This is a genomic window from Pseudomyxococcus flavus (assembly GCF_050038885.1).
GTDB classification, from domain to species: domain Bacteria; phylum Myxococcota; class Myxococcia; order Myxococcales; family Myxococcaceae; genus Myxococcus; species Myxococcus flavus.
This window is the reverse complement of the sequence record NZ_CP143624.1, coordinates 9,180,519-9,196,533: the sequence shown is the minus strand read 5'-3', so window position 1 is coordinate 9,196,533 and position 16,015 is coordinate 9,180,519. Positions and strand designations below refer to the sequence as shown.

Here is a 16,015-nt window from a genome sequence, read left to right as displayed (position 1 = left end):
CACGGCCCTGAACCGGTTTCTCCTCCTCGGATTGTTGCTGCTGTGTGCCCCGGCCTGGGCGGACACGCTCGAGATTCTCGGGCCGTCGTCCGCCGTGGCGCCGGATGGCTTCCCCGTGGCGATCGTACGCAAGGACGCGGCGGGCCATCCTGTCGCGATGGGCAAGCCCTCCGTGCAGGTGGAGGGCGCGGAGCTGCGCGAGGCCGTGGCCCAGCCGCCGCTGCACACGTTCGTGGTGGTGCCTCGGCCCGGCGTGCGCGACGTGGTGGTGCGCGCGAGCAAGGACGGTCTGGAGGCGCGCGCCCGCTACGTGCTGGGGCCACAGGCCACCGAAGTCCGACTGGCGCTGGATCCGCCCGCGCCGGTGAAGGGCAAGGACAAGGAGGCGCGGCTCACCGTGCAGCTCGTGCGGCCGGATGGCACCGCGGATGATAGCGGCGCGCCGCCGGTGGTTCGCGTGAGCGTGGGGCGCGTGGAGGCGCTGGAGCGCACCGGGCCGGGCACGTATCGCGCGCGCTACGTCCTGCCGGACACGCGGTATCCCGAAGTGGCCATCCTGGTGGCCTTCTCCGCGTGGCCTTCGCCGCAGTCGATTCATGGCGCCTACGGGCGGGTGCTCGTGCCGCTCGCCGCATCGGTGAACCTGCCGGGGACGACGGAGCCGGACGCCGAGATTTCCATTGGCATCGCGGGCCAGACGTTCGGTCCGGTGACCGCCGGCCACGACGGCCGCTTCCGGGTGCCCATCATCGTTCCGCCGGGGCACCGCATCGGAGAGGGCCGCGTGGTGGACAAGGTGGGCAACGTGCGGCGGATGCCCATCGACCTGCGGCTGCCGCCCACCGATGGACTGGCGTGCGTGCTCCAGCCGCAGCGGCTGCCCGCCGACGGCGTGTCTCAGGCCCGGCTGGTGTGCGCGACGAGCGACGCGATGGGCCGGCCGGTGGAGGATGCGCGCGTCACCGCGCAGGCGCGTCACGGCACACTGCGCGGGCCCACGCGCGCGCCGGGAGGGCTGCTGGAGTGGCGCTACACCGCGCCGCGGACGTTGGCGGCCGACGAGCGCATCGAGGCCGCGTGGCCGCAGCGCGGGCCGGGCTCGCGCGAGTCGCCCGCGCTGGAGCTGGTGCAGGGACCGGTGGCCGAGAGCCGCCTGCGCCTGGACGAGTCGCTGGTGCACCTCGGGGCCCGCACGCGCGTGGTGGTGACCGCTCGCGATTCCCTCGACAGGCCCCGTCCGGGTGCGACGCTGGAGTTGCGCGCGCCCGTGGGCACCTTCACCCCGCCGGAGGAGGCTTCCGAGGGAACCTTCACCAGCACCTGGGTGCTTCCATCCCAGAGCGAGGATGTGGCGGTGGACGTCCAGGCCCGCGCCTGGGGACCCGCGGGCAGCGAGCCGGCGCGCATCCGGGTGTGGATGGCGGACGGTGCGCTGCACGCGGGGGTGTCGGACCTGGCGGGCCTGCCGGTGCCCGCGCAGCCGCTGCGCGTGGACGGCCGGGAGGTGGTGACGGGCGCGGATGGCACCGTGCGCCTGGGCCCCGCGCAGCCGGGAACGGTGGAGGTCGCGCACGCCGTATGGACGGGCCTGACGCGCACCGTTCACGTGCTGGGCGTGGAGGGCCCCGTCTTTCCGCTGGAGCGGCCGTTGGTGCCTCCCTCCGTGTCTCAGCGCGTTCGGCTGGCGCCCGAGGTCCCCGTCAACGTGCGCCTCGAGGTGGATGGGCCGCGCGTGACGTACTGGGTGGAGGACGCCAGCGGGCAGGTGCTGCCGGGGCGCGACGTGTTCGTCTCGCTGTCGGAGGGCGAGCGGATGGATGAGGTGTCGCGGGAAGGCCGCACGTCGTTCACGGTGCGCGCCGCCGGCACCGTGAGTGTTTCCGTCGCCGACGTCGCCACGGGCGTGACGGCGTTGGCGGAGGTGCGCCCATGAGCCGCGCACTGGCCTGTCTCGCCGTTGTGACGTGGTTGCTGCCCCTGGGCACGTGGGCGCAGGCGCTGTCGCTGGACACGCCGTCTCAGGCATCCACCATCGCGGGCCGTGTGTGCCAGGACCTCGATGGCGACGGGCAGTGCGGTGCCGACGAACCCGGAGTGGCCGATGTCCGGCTCGTGCTCTCCACCGGTCGGGATGTCCGCACGGATGCCCAGGGGCGCTACCACATCACCGGCGTGGACGCGCGCGTGCCCGATGCCGTGCGTGGGCTGCATCTGCGTCCGGGGCGCCATCGGCTGAAGGTGGACGCGCGCTCGCTGCCAGTCACGAGTCGGGTGCATCCAGCGGGCGCGACGTTGGAAGTCCCGTGGGGGGCCGCGGTCCTCCAGGACTTCGCCGTGCGCAGTGCGGCCGTGGACGCAGCGCCCGTGCAGCTGTCTTTCACCGAGGCTCCCCCGGTGGCGCAGGTCGAGCCGGACTCCGGTGCCGTCCGCTTCCGGGTCGCGGGACAGGCAGCGGCGGGAGACCGCGTCACCGTCGCGGGCGTGGCGGCCCAGGTGGACGCGAAGGGGGCGTGGCAGGCCAAGGTGCCGCTGGCGAGCGGCGAGAACTGGCTGCCCATCACCGCCACCGGGCCAGAAGGTCAGGTCCGGCTGTTCCGCCAGCGCGTGGACGTGGTGAGCCGTGACGGTGGCTGGCTGGTGGCCCCGCGGCCGATGCTCCCCGTTGCCACGCTTCAATTGCCCTCTGGGCGGGATGCGCCCGCGGCCACCGGCCCCGCGCGCGTGCGAGTGACGGCGCCCGCGGGAACGCGTGTCCACACGCCGGGAGGCGAAGTCGTGGTGGGGCCGGAGGGTCGCGCTGACGCTCCCGTCGTGCTGGCCCCGGGCCTCAACACGGTGAAGGTCCACCTGGCCTTGCCGGGGGAGGCGCCTCGCGACGAGTCGGTGGAGATTGTCGCCGAGGCCCGGTCCTTCGCGGTGGGCCTGCTGGACGTGGAGGCGACGTATGCGCCAGCCACCGGCGACGTGCAGCTTCGCGGACGGGGCTCCGCCCACGCGGAGGTGCGCTTGGGCGCGGTGGACCTCGTGGGCGAGCTCGACCTGCGCGACACGGACGGGCGCACGTTGAACGGCGCCAGCCTCCCGGACTGGCTGCGTCCACGCGTGCCCGAGCGCTTCGACCGGGTCGCGGACCCGGACCTCGCGCCCGCGGAGTGGGGCGATGACTCGGTGTCCCTGATGCCGAACCCCACGGAGGCCCGGCTCCGGTTGGAAGCGCGCCACGCGGAGCACGGCCGCGCGGGCCTGGGGACCTATCGCGCGCTGATCCAGGACCGCGAGGTGGGCCGCTACCACCGGCCGCTGTTCGGCCCGTACGCGGAGCTCCAGGTCGGGAAGAAGGACTCGGCGCGTGTGGGGGTGAATGCCTTCGGCGGAAGTCTGACGGACCCGGTGCGAGCGGTGTCGGCGGTGCCCGCGCACGAGGAGCTGCGGGCCACGGGGGGCAGCCTGTACTACCTGGGCGCGGCGTCGGTGGCGGAGGGGTCGGAGCTGGTGCGCGTGGAGGTGCGCGATGGCGTCACCGGGCTCCCCATGGGCGAGCGGCACCTCGTGCGAGGCGTCGACTACGACATCGACTACTTCGGTGGGCGCATCCTCCTGGCGCGTCCGCTGTCCTTCCTCGCGGGCGAGGCCTGGCTGCGGACCGGCTCGCCCACGGAGTCGCCGGAGCCGGTGCTGGTGGTGGACTACGCGGCGCTGCGGCTCGCGGATGGCGGCGACTCGGCGGGCGGTGAGGTGTGGGCCGAGTGGCGCGGCTCGCGGCTGGGCCTGGGCGCGGTGCGCGAGGGCAGGGACGGGAGCCCCTACACGCTCTACACGGGACGCGCGAGCACGACGCTGGGCGCCTACCGCGTGGCGGCCGAAGTGGCGTCCAGCCGTGGCACGGCCGTGGATGCCTCCTTCTTCGGCGTCTCGGACGACGGTGGCCTCAGCTTCCTGCGGCCTCGTCCCGACGCGGGGACGGGCGCGGAGGCCCTGAACGTCCAGCTCCACGGGCCGGGCCTGTCTGGGGAGGGGACCGTGGACGCGGCGTTCCGCCTGCGCGGGCGAGGCTTCTCGGACGGTGCGCACACCGACGTCGCCATGTTCCGGCAGTCGTCGCTGCGCGTGAAGCAGCCGCTGGGGCGGCTGCGGCTGACGCTGTTGGCGGACGAGCGCCGCTCGGCCGATCCTCGCGAGCCCTTCGCCGACACGCCTTTCTCTGCGCAGGTGCTCGGTGCGGGCCTGGGGTGGGAGGAGGCACGGTGGGGCGTGGGCCTGGAGGTCCGCGACTCGAGGCTGCGCGCCGCGCAGGTGGCGGGCGTGGGACCCGCGCTGTGGGGCGGCCGCACCTCCGCGGGTGTGACGGGCTCGCTGAAGGTGTGGGAGCGCCTCCGGCTTCGCGCGGCGCACCGCCAGGCGTTGGCGCTGCACGGCGAGGGGCCGGGGCGCTTCGACGACACCTTCACGTCCGTGGGCGTGGATGTGGAGGTGGACCGGGACACGCGGGCGGGGGTGTTCGGTGGTTGGGGGCCGGCGCTCGGGCCTCGGGCCTGGGCGAACGTCGAGTCGCGCCGGGGGCAGGACGTGTACTACGGCGGCTACTCCGTGGACGTGGACGGGCCGGACTACGGCGCGGGCCGCACGGTGACGGGCGCGCGCACGGAGCTGCCGGCGAGCGGCACCGCGCTCTTCGTGGAGGACGTGGGCGCGCATGACGCCACGGCGGTCCGGCTGGCGCGCGCGGTGGGCTTCCAGCAGCAGGTGGCGGGCGGCTTCAGCGTGGGCGCGCGCTACGAGCGCGGCGTGCGCAGCCTGCTGGACGTGGACAGCCCGCTGGAGCGGGAGGCGGGAGGCGTCTTCGGGCAGCTCGTCCTTCCGCGCCTGCGTCTGGATGGACGCGTGGAGCTGCGCCGGGAGGAGGGCACGCCCGAGCGGGGCGCGGCGACGCCCGTGGACCGGCTCCAGGCCGTGGTGGCCCTGGCGGCCCAGGCGCAGTTGCTGAAGGACGTGACGGCCTCCGGGCGCGTGGACTTCGCGCGGACCGTCCATGCCGACGTGCTGGAGACGCGGCTGGTGGAAGGCTACGCCGCGGTGGCCTGGCGGCCCGGTCCCTGGCTGGTGGTGGCGCGCTATGGCATCACCCGCGAGCTGCTGCCCGGCCTCCGGTCCGCGTTTGGCGACCGGGCCCTGCAGACCTTCTCCCTGCTGCCGGCCGTCCGGCTGGGGGACCGGCTGTCAGTGGCGGCGGGGCTGCATGCGGGCCGCTCCAGCGTGGAGGACACCGCGCGTTGGGTGTGGACGGGGACGCTCCGTCCCGCGGTTCGCGTGGTGGGGGGCCTGGAGGTGGGGGCGGAGCTGGCGCGGCGGACGGCATCCCCGGAAGGCGAGCGGCTGACAGCGGTGCGTGCGGAAGTCGCCTACCGGGTGGACGAGCGGCTGCGATTGGCCACCGGGTACACACTCCTGGGCTTCAGCGGTTTGGGGCTGGAGCCCGGCTCGTCGGACAATCAGGACCGGCTCTACCTTCGAGCCGAAGTGGCTTATTAGGAGCGAGTCGTGCGTCCCGTCCTCGTCATCAGCCTCTGCCTGGGTGTGGCCACCGCGGCGCGCGCGGAGTGGGACGTCACCGAAGTGCCAGGCATCGCCCGGTCCGTGGACGTCTTCGCTCCGGGCGTCTACGCGGTGTCGACGTCGACGCAGACCGAGCTGCACCGGGGGGCCGGGACCCAGTCCATCCTCTTCCTGCACGGGGATGTGTTCGGCACCTTCCTGTCTCCGGCGGGTTGCTTCGCCATCGTCGTGCGCCCGGGCGACATCATCAGCCACGAGAACTGTCGCGCCGCAGGCAACATCATCCCCCCGGACCCGGTGAACACCGTCGTGGGCGTCCGGCGGGTGAAGCACACGCCGTCAGGCACGGGCTACGCGTCGGTGGCGCTCTCCGGGGGCGGCCTCACGCTGCTCACGTCGCCTGCCGGCCTGGAGGGCCCCGCGCCCTGGACACCGATCCTGAGTGATACGGGGTTGATGTCGTCCACGGATGTGCTGGGCGTGGTGGACACGCCGGATGGCGCGCCGCATGCGCTCTTCAGCGTCACCGGCGTCTCGCGCACGGAGCTCCTCTGGTACACGCGCGACGACCATCAGGCACAGTTCGTCGTGCCTTCCACGCTGACGACCCAGTCTCCGCGGACGGTGGACCTCTTCGCGGGGGACGGACCCTATCCCATCGCCTTGTTCGGCAACGCGGACGGGCTCTTCCGCGGCGTGCTCGACCCGGCTGGGACGACCTTCGCGCCGGTGATGCTCCCGGACGAGCAACCCATCGTCATCACCTCGGTGGACGTGAACACGGGCAGCGGCAGCCGCCACGGCGAGGGATTTGGTCTGGCCGTGGGGCAGGGGCCCGGCGGCGAGCCGGTGGTCCTGGGGGCCGTGCCCGCCTCCAGCGCGGGGAACGCCGGGCAGCAGTGGCGGATTCATCCCGCCTTCGAGGATTCGGCGCTCCCGGGCGCGCTGGTGGCGGCGCCGCTCGAGGTGACCTGCGTCGGCTCGACCTTCTGCGTCTTCATCCTGGACCAGCCGGGCTTCAACGTCGTCTCGTACTTCAACGTGAACGCGCCCGTGCTCGACGTGGGGAGCACCCCCATCATCGTCAACGAGACGGAGTCGGCGACGGCCCGGTTCACCGCCACCGATGCCGACTTCGATGCCGTGCGCATCTCGGTGGAGGAGCCGCCGGCGGGGAGCCCCATCGCCGTCAACACGCTCGAGACGCCGGACCAGCTCGACGTGATGCTCATGCCCCAGCGTCCCGTCTGCCAGGACGAGGAGGGGACGCTTCGCATCTTCGCGTCGGATGGCCTGGGCTCGCACGACGTCGAGGCCACGGTGCCCTTCCGGGTGGTGAACGTGCAGGGCCCGCAGCGGCCGAGGGTGACGCCCACGCGTGCGTCGACCACGGCGTCCGGAGCGGCCCAGGTGTTCACCGCGCAGCCGGTGGACGAAGCGTGTCCCGCGGTGCGCTACACGTGGGCCCCCGCGTCGGGGCAGTCCGGTGCGCCGCCGCTCACCACCGACGGCGGTCCTCAGGCCACCTTCACCCCGCCGGACGTCCTGTGCCAGGCCTCCGGAGCCAGCTACACGTACGAGGTCCGTGGCCTGGACACGGGCGGCGTGGCCTCCAGCACTCCGTCGCTCTTCACCGTGGACGTCGCGCCCTGGGGCCGGCCGCTGGCGCCCTTCGCGCCCGGGGCGGAGCGTGTCCTGACCTCAGGCCCCGGAGAGAGCGTGGAGCTGGTGCCCGACGTGCTGCACGCCTGCTCGGGCACGCCGGGCCTGCCCGCCATCGAGACGGAGTGGCGGCTCACCGCCCCGGGTTCGGGGCTGCCGGCGGGCATCACGGTGACGACCGCGCACGGCACGCCGGTGTCCCTGGATCCGGCGGTGACCAGTGAACGCCTGCGCGTGGAGGCATTGGAGTGCACCCGCGCCACGCTGTCGCTCACCGTGAGGAACCGCATCCCCGGTGCGGAGAGCAGGGTCCAGGATGGCCCCGAGTCCGAGCTGCGCGTGCGCGTCGAACCGTCGCTGGAGGACGTCGCCGCGGGCACGCTGGAGCTGGGCGTGACGCCCGCGGGCGTGGGGCGCGTGGACGTCGCCCTGGGCACGTCGCTGAACTGCGTGGAGGCCCGGGCGCTGAAGGCGCGGATGTTCCTGGAGACGCTGGACGGCGAACAGCTGGCCTCGGATGTGGTTCCGGTGCCCGGGACGTGGAGCCCCGAGCTGCCGCGCTCCTGTTCCGCCGAGGCCTACCGCGTCCGGGGCGAGCTCTTCGATGACAGCAACGGCACGGTGCGCGAAGGCGGCCGTGCCTCGGTAGAGGTTCCCAATCAGCCGCTCCCCGCACGGCTGGGCGCGCTCGAGGCCGGGGCGCTGGTGGCCCGCTGTGGCGAGGGCGCGAGCGCCACGCTGACGCAGACGATTCCCGCCGAGGCCTGTGGCGAGGTGGCCCTCTCCTGGGAGCAGGTGGCGGGGCCCTCGCTCGTGGATGCGTCATTGTCCGGCCGGAGCGTCACCGTGAGCACGCGGGACACGGCGCTCGAGTCGCTGGTGGGACAGTCCGTCACCCTGCGTGTCCTCGCCGACGCGGGTGGGGGCAACACCGCGACGACCGAGCACGTGGTGCCAATCACCTCCGAGCGCTTCGTGGACGTGCGCCACACGACGGAGACGCCCTCCGCGTCGGAGAAGGGGTTGGTGGGCGTCCTGGTGGAGCTGCGCAACACCTCCGAGTGCGAGGTGGGGACGCTGCGCTACGTGGAGCACGTGGACGGGCTGGAGTGGGTGCCCGGCAGCGTGAAGCTGGACGGCGTCGACGTGGAGGCGCAGCCGGTGGAAGGGGGCTTCGTGCTGGAGAACCTGCGGCTGCCCGCGCGCGGCACGAGCACGCTGACGTACGTGGGGCGCTCGCCGCTTTTGTCCACGCCGCGCCTGGGCGGCGAGATGTCCCTCAACGGCGTGCCCGTGTCCGGTGACGCGCCGGTGCCTCCGTCTCCGTCGAGCTGTGGTTGCTCGGGGGGAGGCTCCGGCGTGGCGCTCTTCGGGCTGGTGGCGCTGGCGCGGGTGCTGCGCCGCCGCAGGTAGCGCGGCTACAGCCCGAAGCTGATGCGGTGGCGGCGGCTCGGCGTGTCGGGCCGCTCCTCCAGCACCCCGAGCAGCTCCAGCGCGCGCAGCGTGGCCAGCGTCTGCCGCTCGGACAAGTCCGTGAGCGCGAGCAGGTCCTCCACCGTCTTGCTGCCATCCGCGTAGGCCAGCACCAGGGCCTGGGGGCCCTCGAGCTTCAGCTCATGCAGGCCATAGGGCGGGTCGGCAGTGGGGAACAGGCGGCGCGAGCGCGGCATGTGCTTCCGCAGGGCCACCAGCGTCTCCGTCTTCTCCACGCCCTCCAGCACGATGTCGCCCGGGAAGACGGACAGCTTCACCAGGTCCGTGCGGCGAGGGCGCATGGCGCTGAAGCCGAAGCCGCCCTCCTTCCAGGTGAAGGTGGACCCGATGATTTCCGTCACCTGCTCGATGAGCAGCTGCTTGCGCTGGGCCGCGTCCATCAGGCCCATCCGCAGCATGGCCTCGCCCGTGCGCAGGCCGTGCTCCTTCGCGTAGGCGGTGACCTCCGCGAGCCGGGCCTCGGGCAGCACGCCCTTGCGCACGCAGAAGCGGCCAAAGCGCTCCGTGGCCAGGTTGGACGCGGCGTACACGACGCAGCCGGACTCGAAGTAGACGACCTTGTGCACCGCGCCTTGCTGGAGCTTCAGCTCCCCGTGGTGGCGGGCCTCGTAGTAGGCGTTGAGCAGCCGGGGGACGGAGGTCTCTTCCAGGTTGCCGCCCAGGGACCACGTGGGGAGCGCGCGCCGGGGCGGTGGCGGCTCGGCGGGCGCGGCGCTCTCGCTCCACACCTTCTCGCGCGTGCCGAAGGGCAGGGGGAGCGCGTGCTCGTCGGTGGTGGGCTCTGGCTCCGGCAGGGGATCCGTGCTGGGGACGATTTGCAGGGGCTCGGGCGAGCCTCCGGACTCGAGGGGGAACTCTTCCAGCACGATGAGGTCCTCGGCGTCGAGCAGCTCGTCCAACAGCACGCTCTCCGCGATGGGCGGCGGAGCGCGGGGTTGAGGCGTCACGCCACCGGCCTGCTCCAGGGCCTCCATGACGGTGATGAGCTCGAATGGCTTCTCGAAGAAGGCGCGGGCGCCGTGGACCTGCACCGCCTCCTGCGCGAAGCGGTCTCCCTTGTACACCCCGCTGACGGCGATGGCGGGGATGCCGTTGGCCCGGAGCGCCGCCAGCACCTCACTGCCCCGGATGTCCGGGAGCAGCAGGTCCACCAGCGCGGCGTCCCACCGCGTATCCGGCCCCAACGCCTCCAGCGCGGCTTCGCCAGTGGAGGCCGCCTTCGCCTCGTGGCCACGGCTCTGCGCCATGGAGACGATGAGGGAGGCCAGCTCGTGGTTGTCTTCGACGATGAGCAGTCGCGCCATGGGCGCGCAGACCATAGCATCCGCGTCATGGACGTTCAGGGCTTCCACCACGTGGCCATCCAGGCGAAGGACATCGAACGCGTTACGGGTTTCTATAGGGACCTGCTGGGCTTCCCCGAGTTGACCCGTCATCACCGTCCAGACGGCTCCCTGCGCAGCATCTGGGTGGGCGTGCCAGGGGGCGGCTTCCTGGCCATCGAGGCGGCGGGCGGCGAGCCCGTGCAGTCGCCGTTCCGGCATGACGCGCCGGGGCTGCTGCTGCTCGCGTTCCGGATTCCGAAGAGGGCGCGCGCAGGCGTGGTGGAGACTTTCACCCAGGCGGGTGTGCCGCTGGAGCACGAGACGCGCTGGACGGTGTACGTCCGGGACCCCGAGGGCAACCGCGTGGCGTTGAGTCATCACCCGGAGGACTAGCCCTTCGCGCATGGGGTGCGGGTGCGCTTGCGGAGGAGGATGGGGCACGGCTACAAGCGGGCCTCATGCGCCTGGGTGAACAGCTCCTGAGGGATGGTCTCGTCACCGCCGAGGGACTCGAGGAAGCGCTCGAGGCCCAGGTCGTCCACGGCGGGCGGCTGGGGACGAACCTGGTGGAGCTGGGGCTGCTCTCCGAGCAGGACCTCGCGAAGTCGCTGGGGAAGCTTCACAACAGCGCGTTCGCGTCCGGGGAGATGGTGCCCGACCCCAAGGCGCTGGAGCTCGTCTCCGCGAACCACGCGGACGACAAGGAGTACCTGCCCATGCGGGTGGATGCGACGCGGCTGAGCGTCGCCGTCGTCAACCCGCACGACTTCACGACGCTGGACGCCATTGCGTTCAGGACAGGCAAGCGCGTGGTGCCGGTAGTCATCCCCGAGTTCCGGATGAACCAGCTCCTGCGCCGCTACTGCAAGGCGTTTCGGCCGCTGCGCGCCATCGACATGAACGCGGTGCGGCCCCGCCCGGCGCAGGGCTCCCAGGCCGAGCTCGCGAAGGCGGCCGAGAAGCCGCCCGACCTGATGAGTGAGGAGGAGTTCCAGTCCGTCTACGCCTCCGCGCTGCGCGGCGGCGCCGACTACGACGGGGACGTGGGGGAGGAGGAGATCATCACCGGGGTGGAGGTGCTGGAGCCCGCGTTTGTGGCTCCGGTAGCGCCGTCCATGACGCCTCCGCAGGCCGGGGCTCGGCCGCCGGTGCATGGGGCGCCGCCACAGATGGCGCAACCGCCGGTGCCGCCACCGGGGCCCATTCCGCCGCAGTGGGCACAGCCTCCAGCTTCGCCACCGGGGCCCGTTCCGCTGCAGGGCACGCAGCCACCAGCTTCGCCACCGGGCGCCTTTCCGCCGCCAATCGCGCAGCCACCAGCTTCGCCACCGGGGCACGTTTCGCTGCAGGGCACGCAGCCACCAGCTTCGCCACCGGGCATCGCTCCGTCTCCGATGGCGCAGCCGCCAGCTTCGCCACCGGGCATCGCTCCGTCTCCGATGGGGCAGCCGCCAGCTTCGCCACCGGGAATGGTTCCGTCTCCGATGGCTCAACCTGCGGTGGCGCGACCGGGCGTTGTTCCACCTCCGGTGGCGCAGCCGCCATTCCCATCGCCGGGCATCGTCGCGCCTCCGCTGGCGCATCCTGCCGTGCCGTCCCAGGGCCTCGGTGTCCCTCCTCAGTCGCCGGTGCCGTCCCAGGGCGTCGTCCCGCCTCCGATGGCACAGCCGCCGTCGCCGCCACCGGGCATGGCCTTCCCGCCACAGGGCGGCCTGCCGCCGGCACCGCCACAATCGCCGACCGCGCCGATGGGCGCCGCGCTCGGGGGACCTCCGCCCGCGGCCCACGTGCAGGCGCCGCGTCCTCCGGAGCCACCACCGACGCCGCTCACCTTCGCGGAGGCGCAGGCGGAGCTGGCGCGCAGCTCGGACCGCGAGGACGTGGCGCGCACGGTGCTGCGTTTCGCGCTGGGCAAGTGGAAGCGGAACCTGCTGCTGTCGGTGCAGGGCAGCCTCGTGACGGGCTGGCACGGCATGGGGACGGGCGTGCGCGACGCGGTGGTGCGGCGCATCGGTGTGCCGCTCCGCGAGCAGAGCACGTTCCGGCTCGTGCGCGACACGCGCTCGCACTACATCGGCCCGGTTCGCCGAGACGCGGCGATGGGCATGTTCTACAAGCTGCTGGGGGGCGGCTTCCCGACGACGGCCGTCATCCTCCCGCTGCTGGTGCGCGGCAAGGTCGTCCACCTGCTCTACGTGGACAACGGACCGGACCAGGTCACGCCGCCCGACGTGGGTGAGCTGCTCATCCTCTCGCAGAGCGTGGGCCGCTCGTACGAGGCGATGATGCGCCGCCGGAAGAGCGCGTAGGGCGCGCTCACGTCGCGGTGGAGCGGCTCAGGAGCCGAGCTCCTCCACCTCGAACGTCATGCCCGCGCGGCGCAGTCGCTCCACCAGCTTCATGCCCATGCAGGACGCTGGCGTGAGCACGCCGCCCGCGCTGGGAATGTCGTCGAAGGCGAGGCTCAGCGCGGACTCGGCGAGCATCCGCGACGTGGCCGCGTAACCCGGGTCACCCTGTGCCGCCACCTTGCCCTTCAAACGCACCTGCTGCCCGGTGCGGGGCGATGTGCCTTCGCCCCGGAGCTGCGCGACGAAGAAGCCCTTCTCCCGGGCCTCGGCCGTCGGGCCTTCACCGGGCGCCGGCAGCACCTTCGCCTCCAGCAGCGTACGCAGGCGCTTCACCTGCATCGCGGCGACGAGGCCCCCCATGCCCGCCGTGAATCCAGTGGCTCGCAGCAGCCCCTTGGGCCCGGAGCCATAGCTGGCGACCTCCGAGTAGCGGAACTGCTCTCCCCAGGGGTGGCCGAGCAGGGCGTTGCTGCGCCGGACCACGCGTGTGTTCACCGTCGCCATGAAGAACGGGCCGGTCCACTGGCCCAGCTCCTCGCTGTAGTGGACGCCCAGCTCGTCCCGGGACTCGGGGCGCCGGGGCCCCGGAACGGGGTCCAGCGCGTGCGGGTGGGCCATGATTCGTCGCACCGAGCGGTCCGTCGAAGCTTCCTCCAGGGCCTGCACCATGCTGGCCGCCGTTCCACCGCTGGCGCCTCCGCGCATGGGGCCCATGTAGAGGCGGACGGCATCCAGGTGACCGCCATGCGCCTCTCGCATGTGCTCCTGCATCATCAACACGCCCAGGTCGGATGGAATCGAGTCGAAGCCACAGGTGTGGACGATGCGGGCGCCGCTCTGCCGGGCCTGCTCGTGGTGCGCGTCAATCATGCGGCGCATCCACTGCACCTCGCCCGTCAGGTCGCAGTAGCTGACACCGGCGCGGACACAGGCGGCGACCAGCTCGCTGCCGTATCGCGCATAGGGGCCCACGGTGGTGCAGACGACACGGGTGCGCGGCACCAGGGCGTCCAGTGACGCCGCGTCGCGCGCATCCGCGATGAGCAGCGGCAGTTCGGAGCAGGACGGAGCAATGGCCGCCAGCTCCCGGCGGACCTTCCCCAGCTTGCCGAGGTCGCGCCCGGCCAGGGCCCACCGTGCGCGGTGGGTGTCCTGGCTCCTGGCGAGGTATTCGGCGACCAGCCGTCCGGTGAAGCCCGTGGCGCCCCAGACGACGATGTCGAACTCAGCGGAAGGCTTCTGGCTCATGGGCGCGGGAGTCTGGGCTCACCGCCAGGGCACCGCAACCGCGGCGTGAAGCCAATGTTCACGCCGCGGTAATCGTCGCGCCCGTTACTCCTCTTCGGGGTGCTCGAAGTCGACGTCGAAGTTGACGCGCTGACCGGGCTCCACCTTGAACGTCTTCTGCCACCGCGCTCCGTTGACGATGACGAGGAGCTGGTGCGTGCCTTCGTACAGGTCCAGCTCGTCGACAGGGGCCGCGCCGATGAGCCGGCCGTCGACCGTGACGATGGCGCCCTCGGGGGCGCGCACGTTCGCGAAGCCCTTGTTCAGGTAGATCTGCTGCGACGAACGGCCGCCGGCCGGCACGGTGATGACCCGGGTTGTCTGGATGCCGAGCACCGGGTTGCTGAGCGTCAGGACATGACGCCCGGCGGGAACGGAAGCGCTGACCGGCGTGCGTCCCAGGTACTGGCCGGGAATCGAGACCTCCACGCGCGGGTCCACGGTGATGTCCAGCGTGCCCATGGGGATGCCCGCATCCACGGTGCCCGCGTCCACTGGTGCCCCCGCGTCCACGGCGAGCGCGGCGTCATCCACACCAGCGTCCGCGAGCTCGGCCTCGATGTTGGAGGGCAGTTGCTTGAGCACGATGGCTGCGGCGCCCAGCGTGAGCACCAGGCCCACGCCCACGATGGCCATCCACGAACGCGACGGCTTCTGCGCGGTGGGCGGCGGGGTGCCCGCAGCGCCGTGAGGCACCGCGTGCGCAGGCTGGGGCCCTGTGCCCGTGGGCGCTCCGGCGACCGGCTGTCCCTGAACGTCGCCGGTGGCCGTCGGTCCGAAGGCACCAGGTTGGCCGGTGCCGCTGGTTGCAGCGGAGGCTCCCACGTGGCCCTGAGCGCTAGCGAGGCCAGGGGCTCCCGTCTGCCCCTGAACGGCGGCACTGCCCGCCGTCCCGGGGGCTCCCGCGCCGCCCTGCGCGCTACCACTGCCAGCCGCCGTGAAGCTTCCCGACGGCGCACCGGTACCGCCGGTTCCTCCCGGGTGGCTCTGCGTGGGCGCGCCGCCTGGAGTCGCCAGGTGTGCAGCGGCAGCGCCGGTTGCTCCCGCGTGGCTCTGCGTGGAGGCACTGCCTGCCGTCGCGAAGCCTCCCGACTGCGCACCGGCACCGCTGGTCGCCCCCGCCTGGCCCTGCGCACCGGCACTCCCTGCCGCTGCGGCGCCTCCTGCCGCCCCAGAGGCACTGCCCCCCGCCGCGGCCTGGGCCGTCGAAGCGCCGCCACCCGCCTGGGTGTTGGCATCCGCCGCGCCCGAGACGGACAGCTGTCCCGGCAGCTCCGGCCACTTCGCGGGCATCAGGCTGGGGGGCAGGGTGCCGCGAGCGAGGAACTCCGCCACCGCGGGCGGCGTGAGCCCCGCCTTCTGCATGACGTCCGCGATACCCGCCTCGATCACGCGGCGCCGCGCCGCGCGGGCCTCGCTCTCCGGCGGGAAGTGCTTGGACAGGAACTCGGCGAACTCGGCGTGCGTGGGCAGCGAGCCCACGGCTTCGACCACGGCCTCGCGGAACGCGAGCGCGGACGGGTACCGCTCCTTGGCCCGCTTGGCCGTGGCCCGGCGCAGCACCGCGTCCAGCTTCAGCGGCACGTCCTGCGCCATGGGTGGCAGCGAGCGCGTGAGCACGGCCTTGTCCGGGTCCGCCGCGTCCTTGAAGGGAATCTTGCCGGAGAGGCACTCGTGCAGCACGAGCCCCAGGAGGAACACGTCCGACTGCACGTTGACCGCCTCGCGGCCACCGAGCAGTTGCTCGGGCGCGCTGTACATGCGGCGGTTCTTCACGCGCTTGCCGCCGCGCTCACGCGGAGCGACGCCGAGCGCGCCGTAGCCCGTCACCTTCGTCAAGCCGGTGAAGGAGATCATCAGCGTCTCGGGCCGGACGTCTCCATGCACGAACGGGGTGCCGTCGTCGTTGCCCGCCACGTGCGCGTAGTGCAGGCCCACGGCGGCGTCGGCCGCGATCAGCGCGGCGAAGTGCGGCGGCAGACGAGGCTGCGCCTCCAGCAGGCGCCGCAGCGGCTCACCGTCCGCGAACTCGGTGACGCGGGCCAGTCCACCGTCCTGCTCGGCCAGGGCGAAGACGCGAAGGATGTGCGGGTGTTCGAAGACGAGGGCGCGAGCCGTCTCGCGCCGCAGCGTCGCCGTCAGCTCGGGGTTCTGCACGACATCTTGCGGTGCCCAGATGAGCACCACGGGACGGGGCAACGCGCCGTCCTCCAGGGCAAGTCCGAGGAAGGCGCGCGAGCCTTCCCCGGCCAGCAGGGGACCGAGGGACTGGTAACGGACGGAACTCATGACACCGCATGTTAGTGCGAGTCACGCGGGTCCCGAAATACGGGGAGGCCTCAG

At 72.8% G+C, this 16,015-nt stretch carries 8 protein-coding genes; 5 read left to right on the top strand and 3 right to left on the bottom strand.

All coding sequences use genetic code 11. The features are described 5' to 3' along the window. The first annotated feature begins 31 nt into the window (after positions 1-31). From VZL07_RS37920 to VZL07_RS37910, 3 genes are read left to right on the top strand one after another with little or no spacing between them, the layout of a single operon-like run. Entirely contained in the window at positions 32-1,933 is a 1,902-nt protein-coding gene (locus tag VZL07_RS37920; protein WP_426752857.1) for a hypothetical protein, read from the top strand. Next, positions 1,930-5,529 (top strand): flagellar motor protein, encoded by a 3,600-nt coding sequence (locus VZL07_RS37915; RefSeq protein WP_426752856.1) that lies wholly within the window; start codon positions 1,930-1,932, stop codon positions 5,527-5,529. The genes VZL07_RS37920 and VZL07_RS37915 overlap by 4 nt, the downstream gene beginning before the upstream one ends. 9 nt (positions 5,530-5,538) lie before the next feature. Then, the gene (locus tag VZL07_RS37910; RefSeq protein ID WP_426752854.1) at positions 5,539-8,628 is read left to right on the top strand and encodes a hypothetical protein; all 3,090 of its coding nucleotides are present in this window, start codon (positions 5,539-5,541) and stop codon (positions 8,626-8,628) included. 5 nt (positions 8,629-8,633) lie between these two features. On the opposite strand, the gene VZL07_RS37905 is transcribed toward VZL07_RS37910, so the two are convergent. Beyond that, positions 8,634-10,028, bottom strand: coding sequence for a DUF4388 domain-containing protein (locus VZL07_RS37905; protein ID WP_426757458.1), 1,395 nt, complete (start codon positions 10,026-10,028; stop codon positions 8,634-8,636). 12 nt (positions 10,029-10,040) lie between these two features. Between VZL07_RS37905 and VZL07_RS37900 the strand changes: the two genes are divergently transcribed. Together VZL07_RS37900 and VZL07_RS37895 are read left to right on the top strand one after the other, a co-directional pair. After that, positions 10,041-10,427 carry a VOC family protein gene (locus VZL07_RS37900; RefSeq protein WP_426752853.1) on the top strand — a complete coding sequence of 129 codons (387 nt, stop codon included), beginning with the start codon at positions 10,041-10,043 and terminating at the stop codon, positions 10,425-10,427. Between the two features lie 65 nt (positions 10,428-10,492). Beyond that, the gene (locus VZL07_RS37895; RefSeq protein ID WP_426752852.1) at positions 10,493-12,343 is read left to right on the top strand and encodes a hypothetical protein; all 1,851 of its coding nucleotides are present in this window, start codon (positions 10,493-10,495) and stop codon (positions 12,341-12,343) included. Between the two features lie 27 nt (positions 12,344-12,370). On the opposite strand, the gene VZL07_RS37890 is transcribed toward VZL07_RS37895, so the two are convergent. Together VZL07_RS37890 and VZL07_RS37885 are read right to left on the bottom strand one after the other, a co-directional pair. Then, positions 12,371-13,633 carry a saccharopine dehydrogenase family protein gene (locus VZL07_RS37890; RefSeq protein WP_426752851.1) on the bottom strand — a complete coding sequence of 421 codons (1,263 nt, stop codon included), beginning with the start codon at positions 13,631-13,633 and terminating at the stop codon, positions 12,371-12,373. Positions 13,634-13,717: 84 nt separating this feature from the next. Continuing rightward, on the bottom strand, positions 13,718-15,961 hold the full coding sequence (locus tag VZL07_RS37885; protein WP_426752850.1) for a protein kinase domain-containing protein: 2,244 nt from the start codon (positions 15,959-15,961) through the stop codon (positions 13,718-13,720). Between the last annotated feature and the right edge of the window lie 54 nt (positions 15,962-16,015).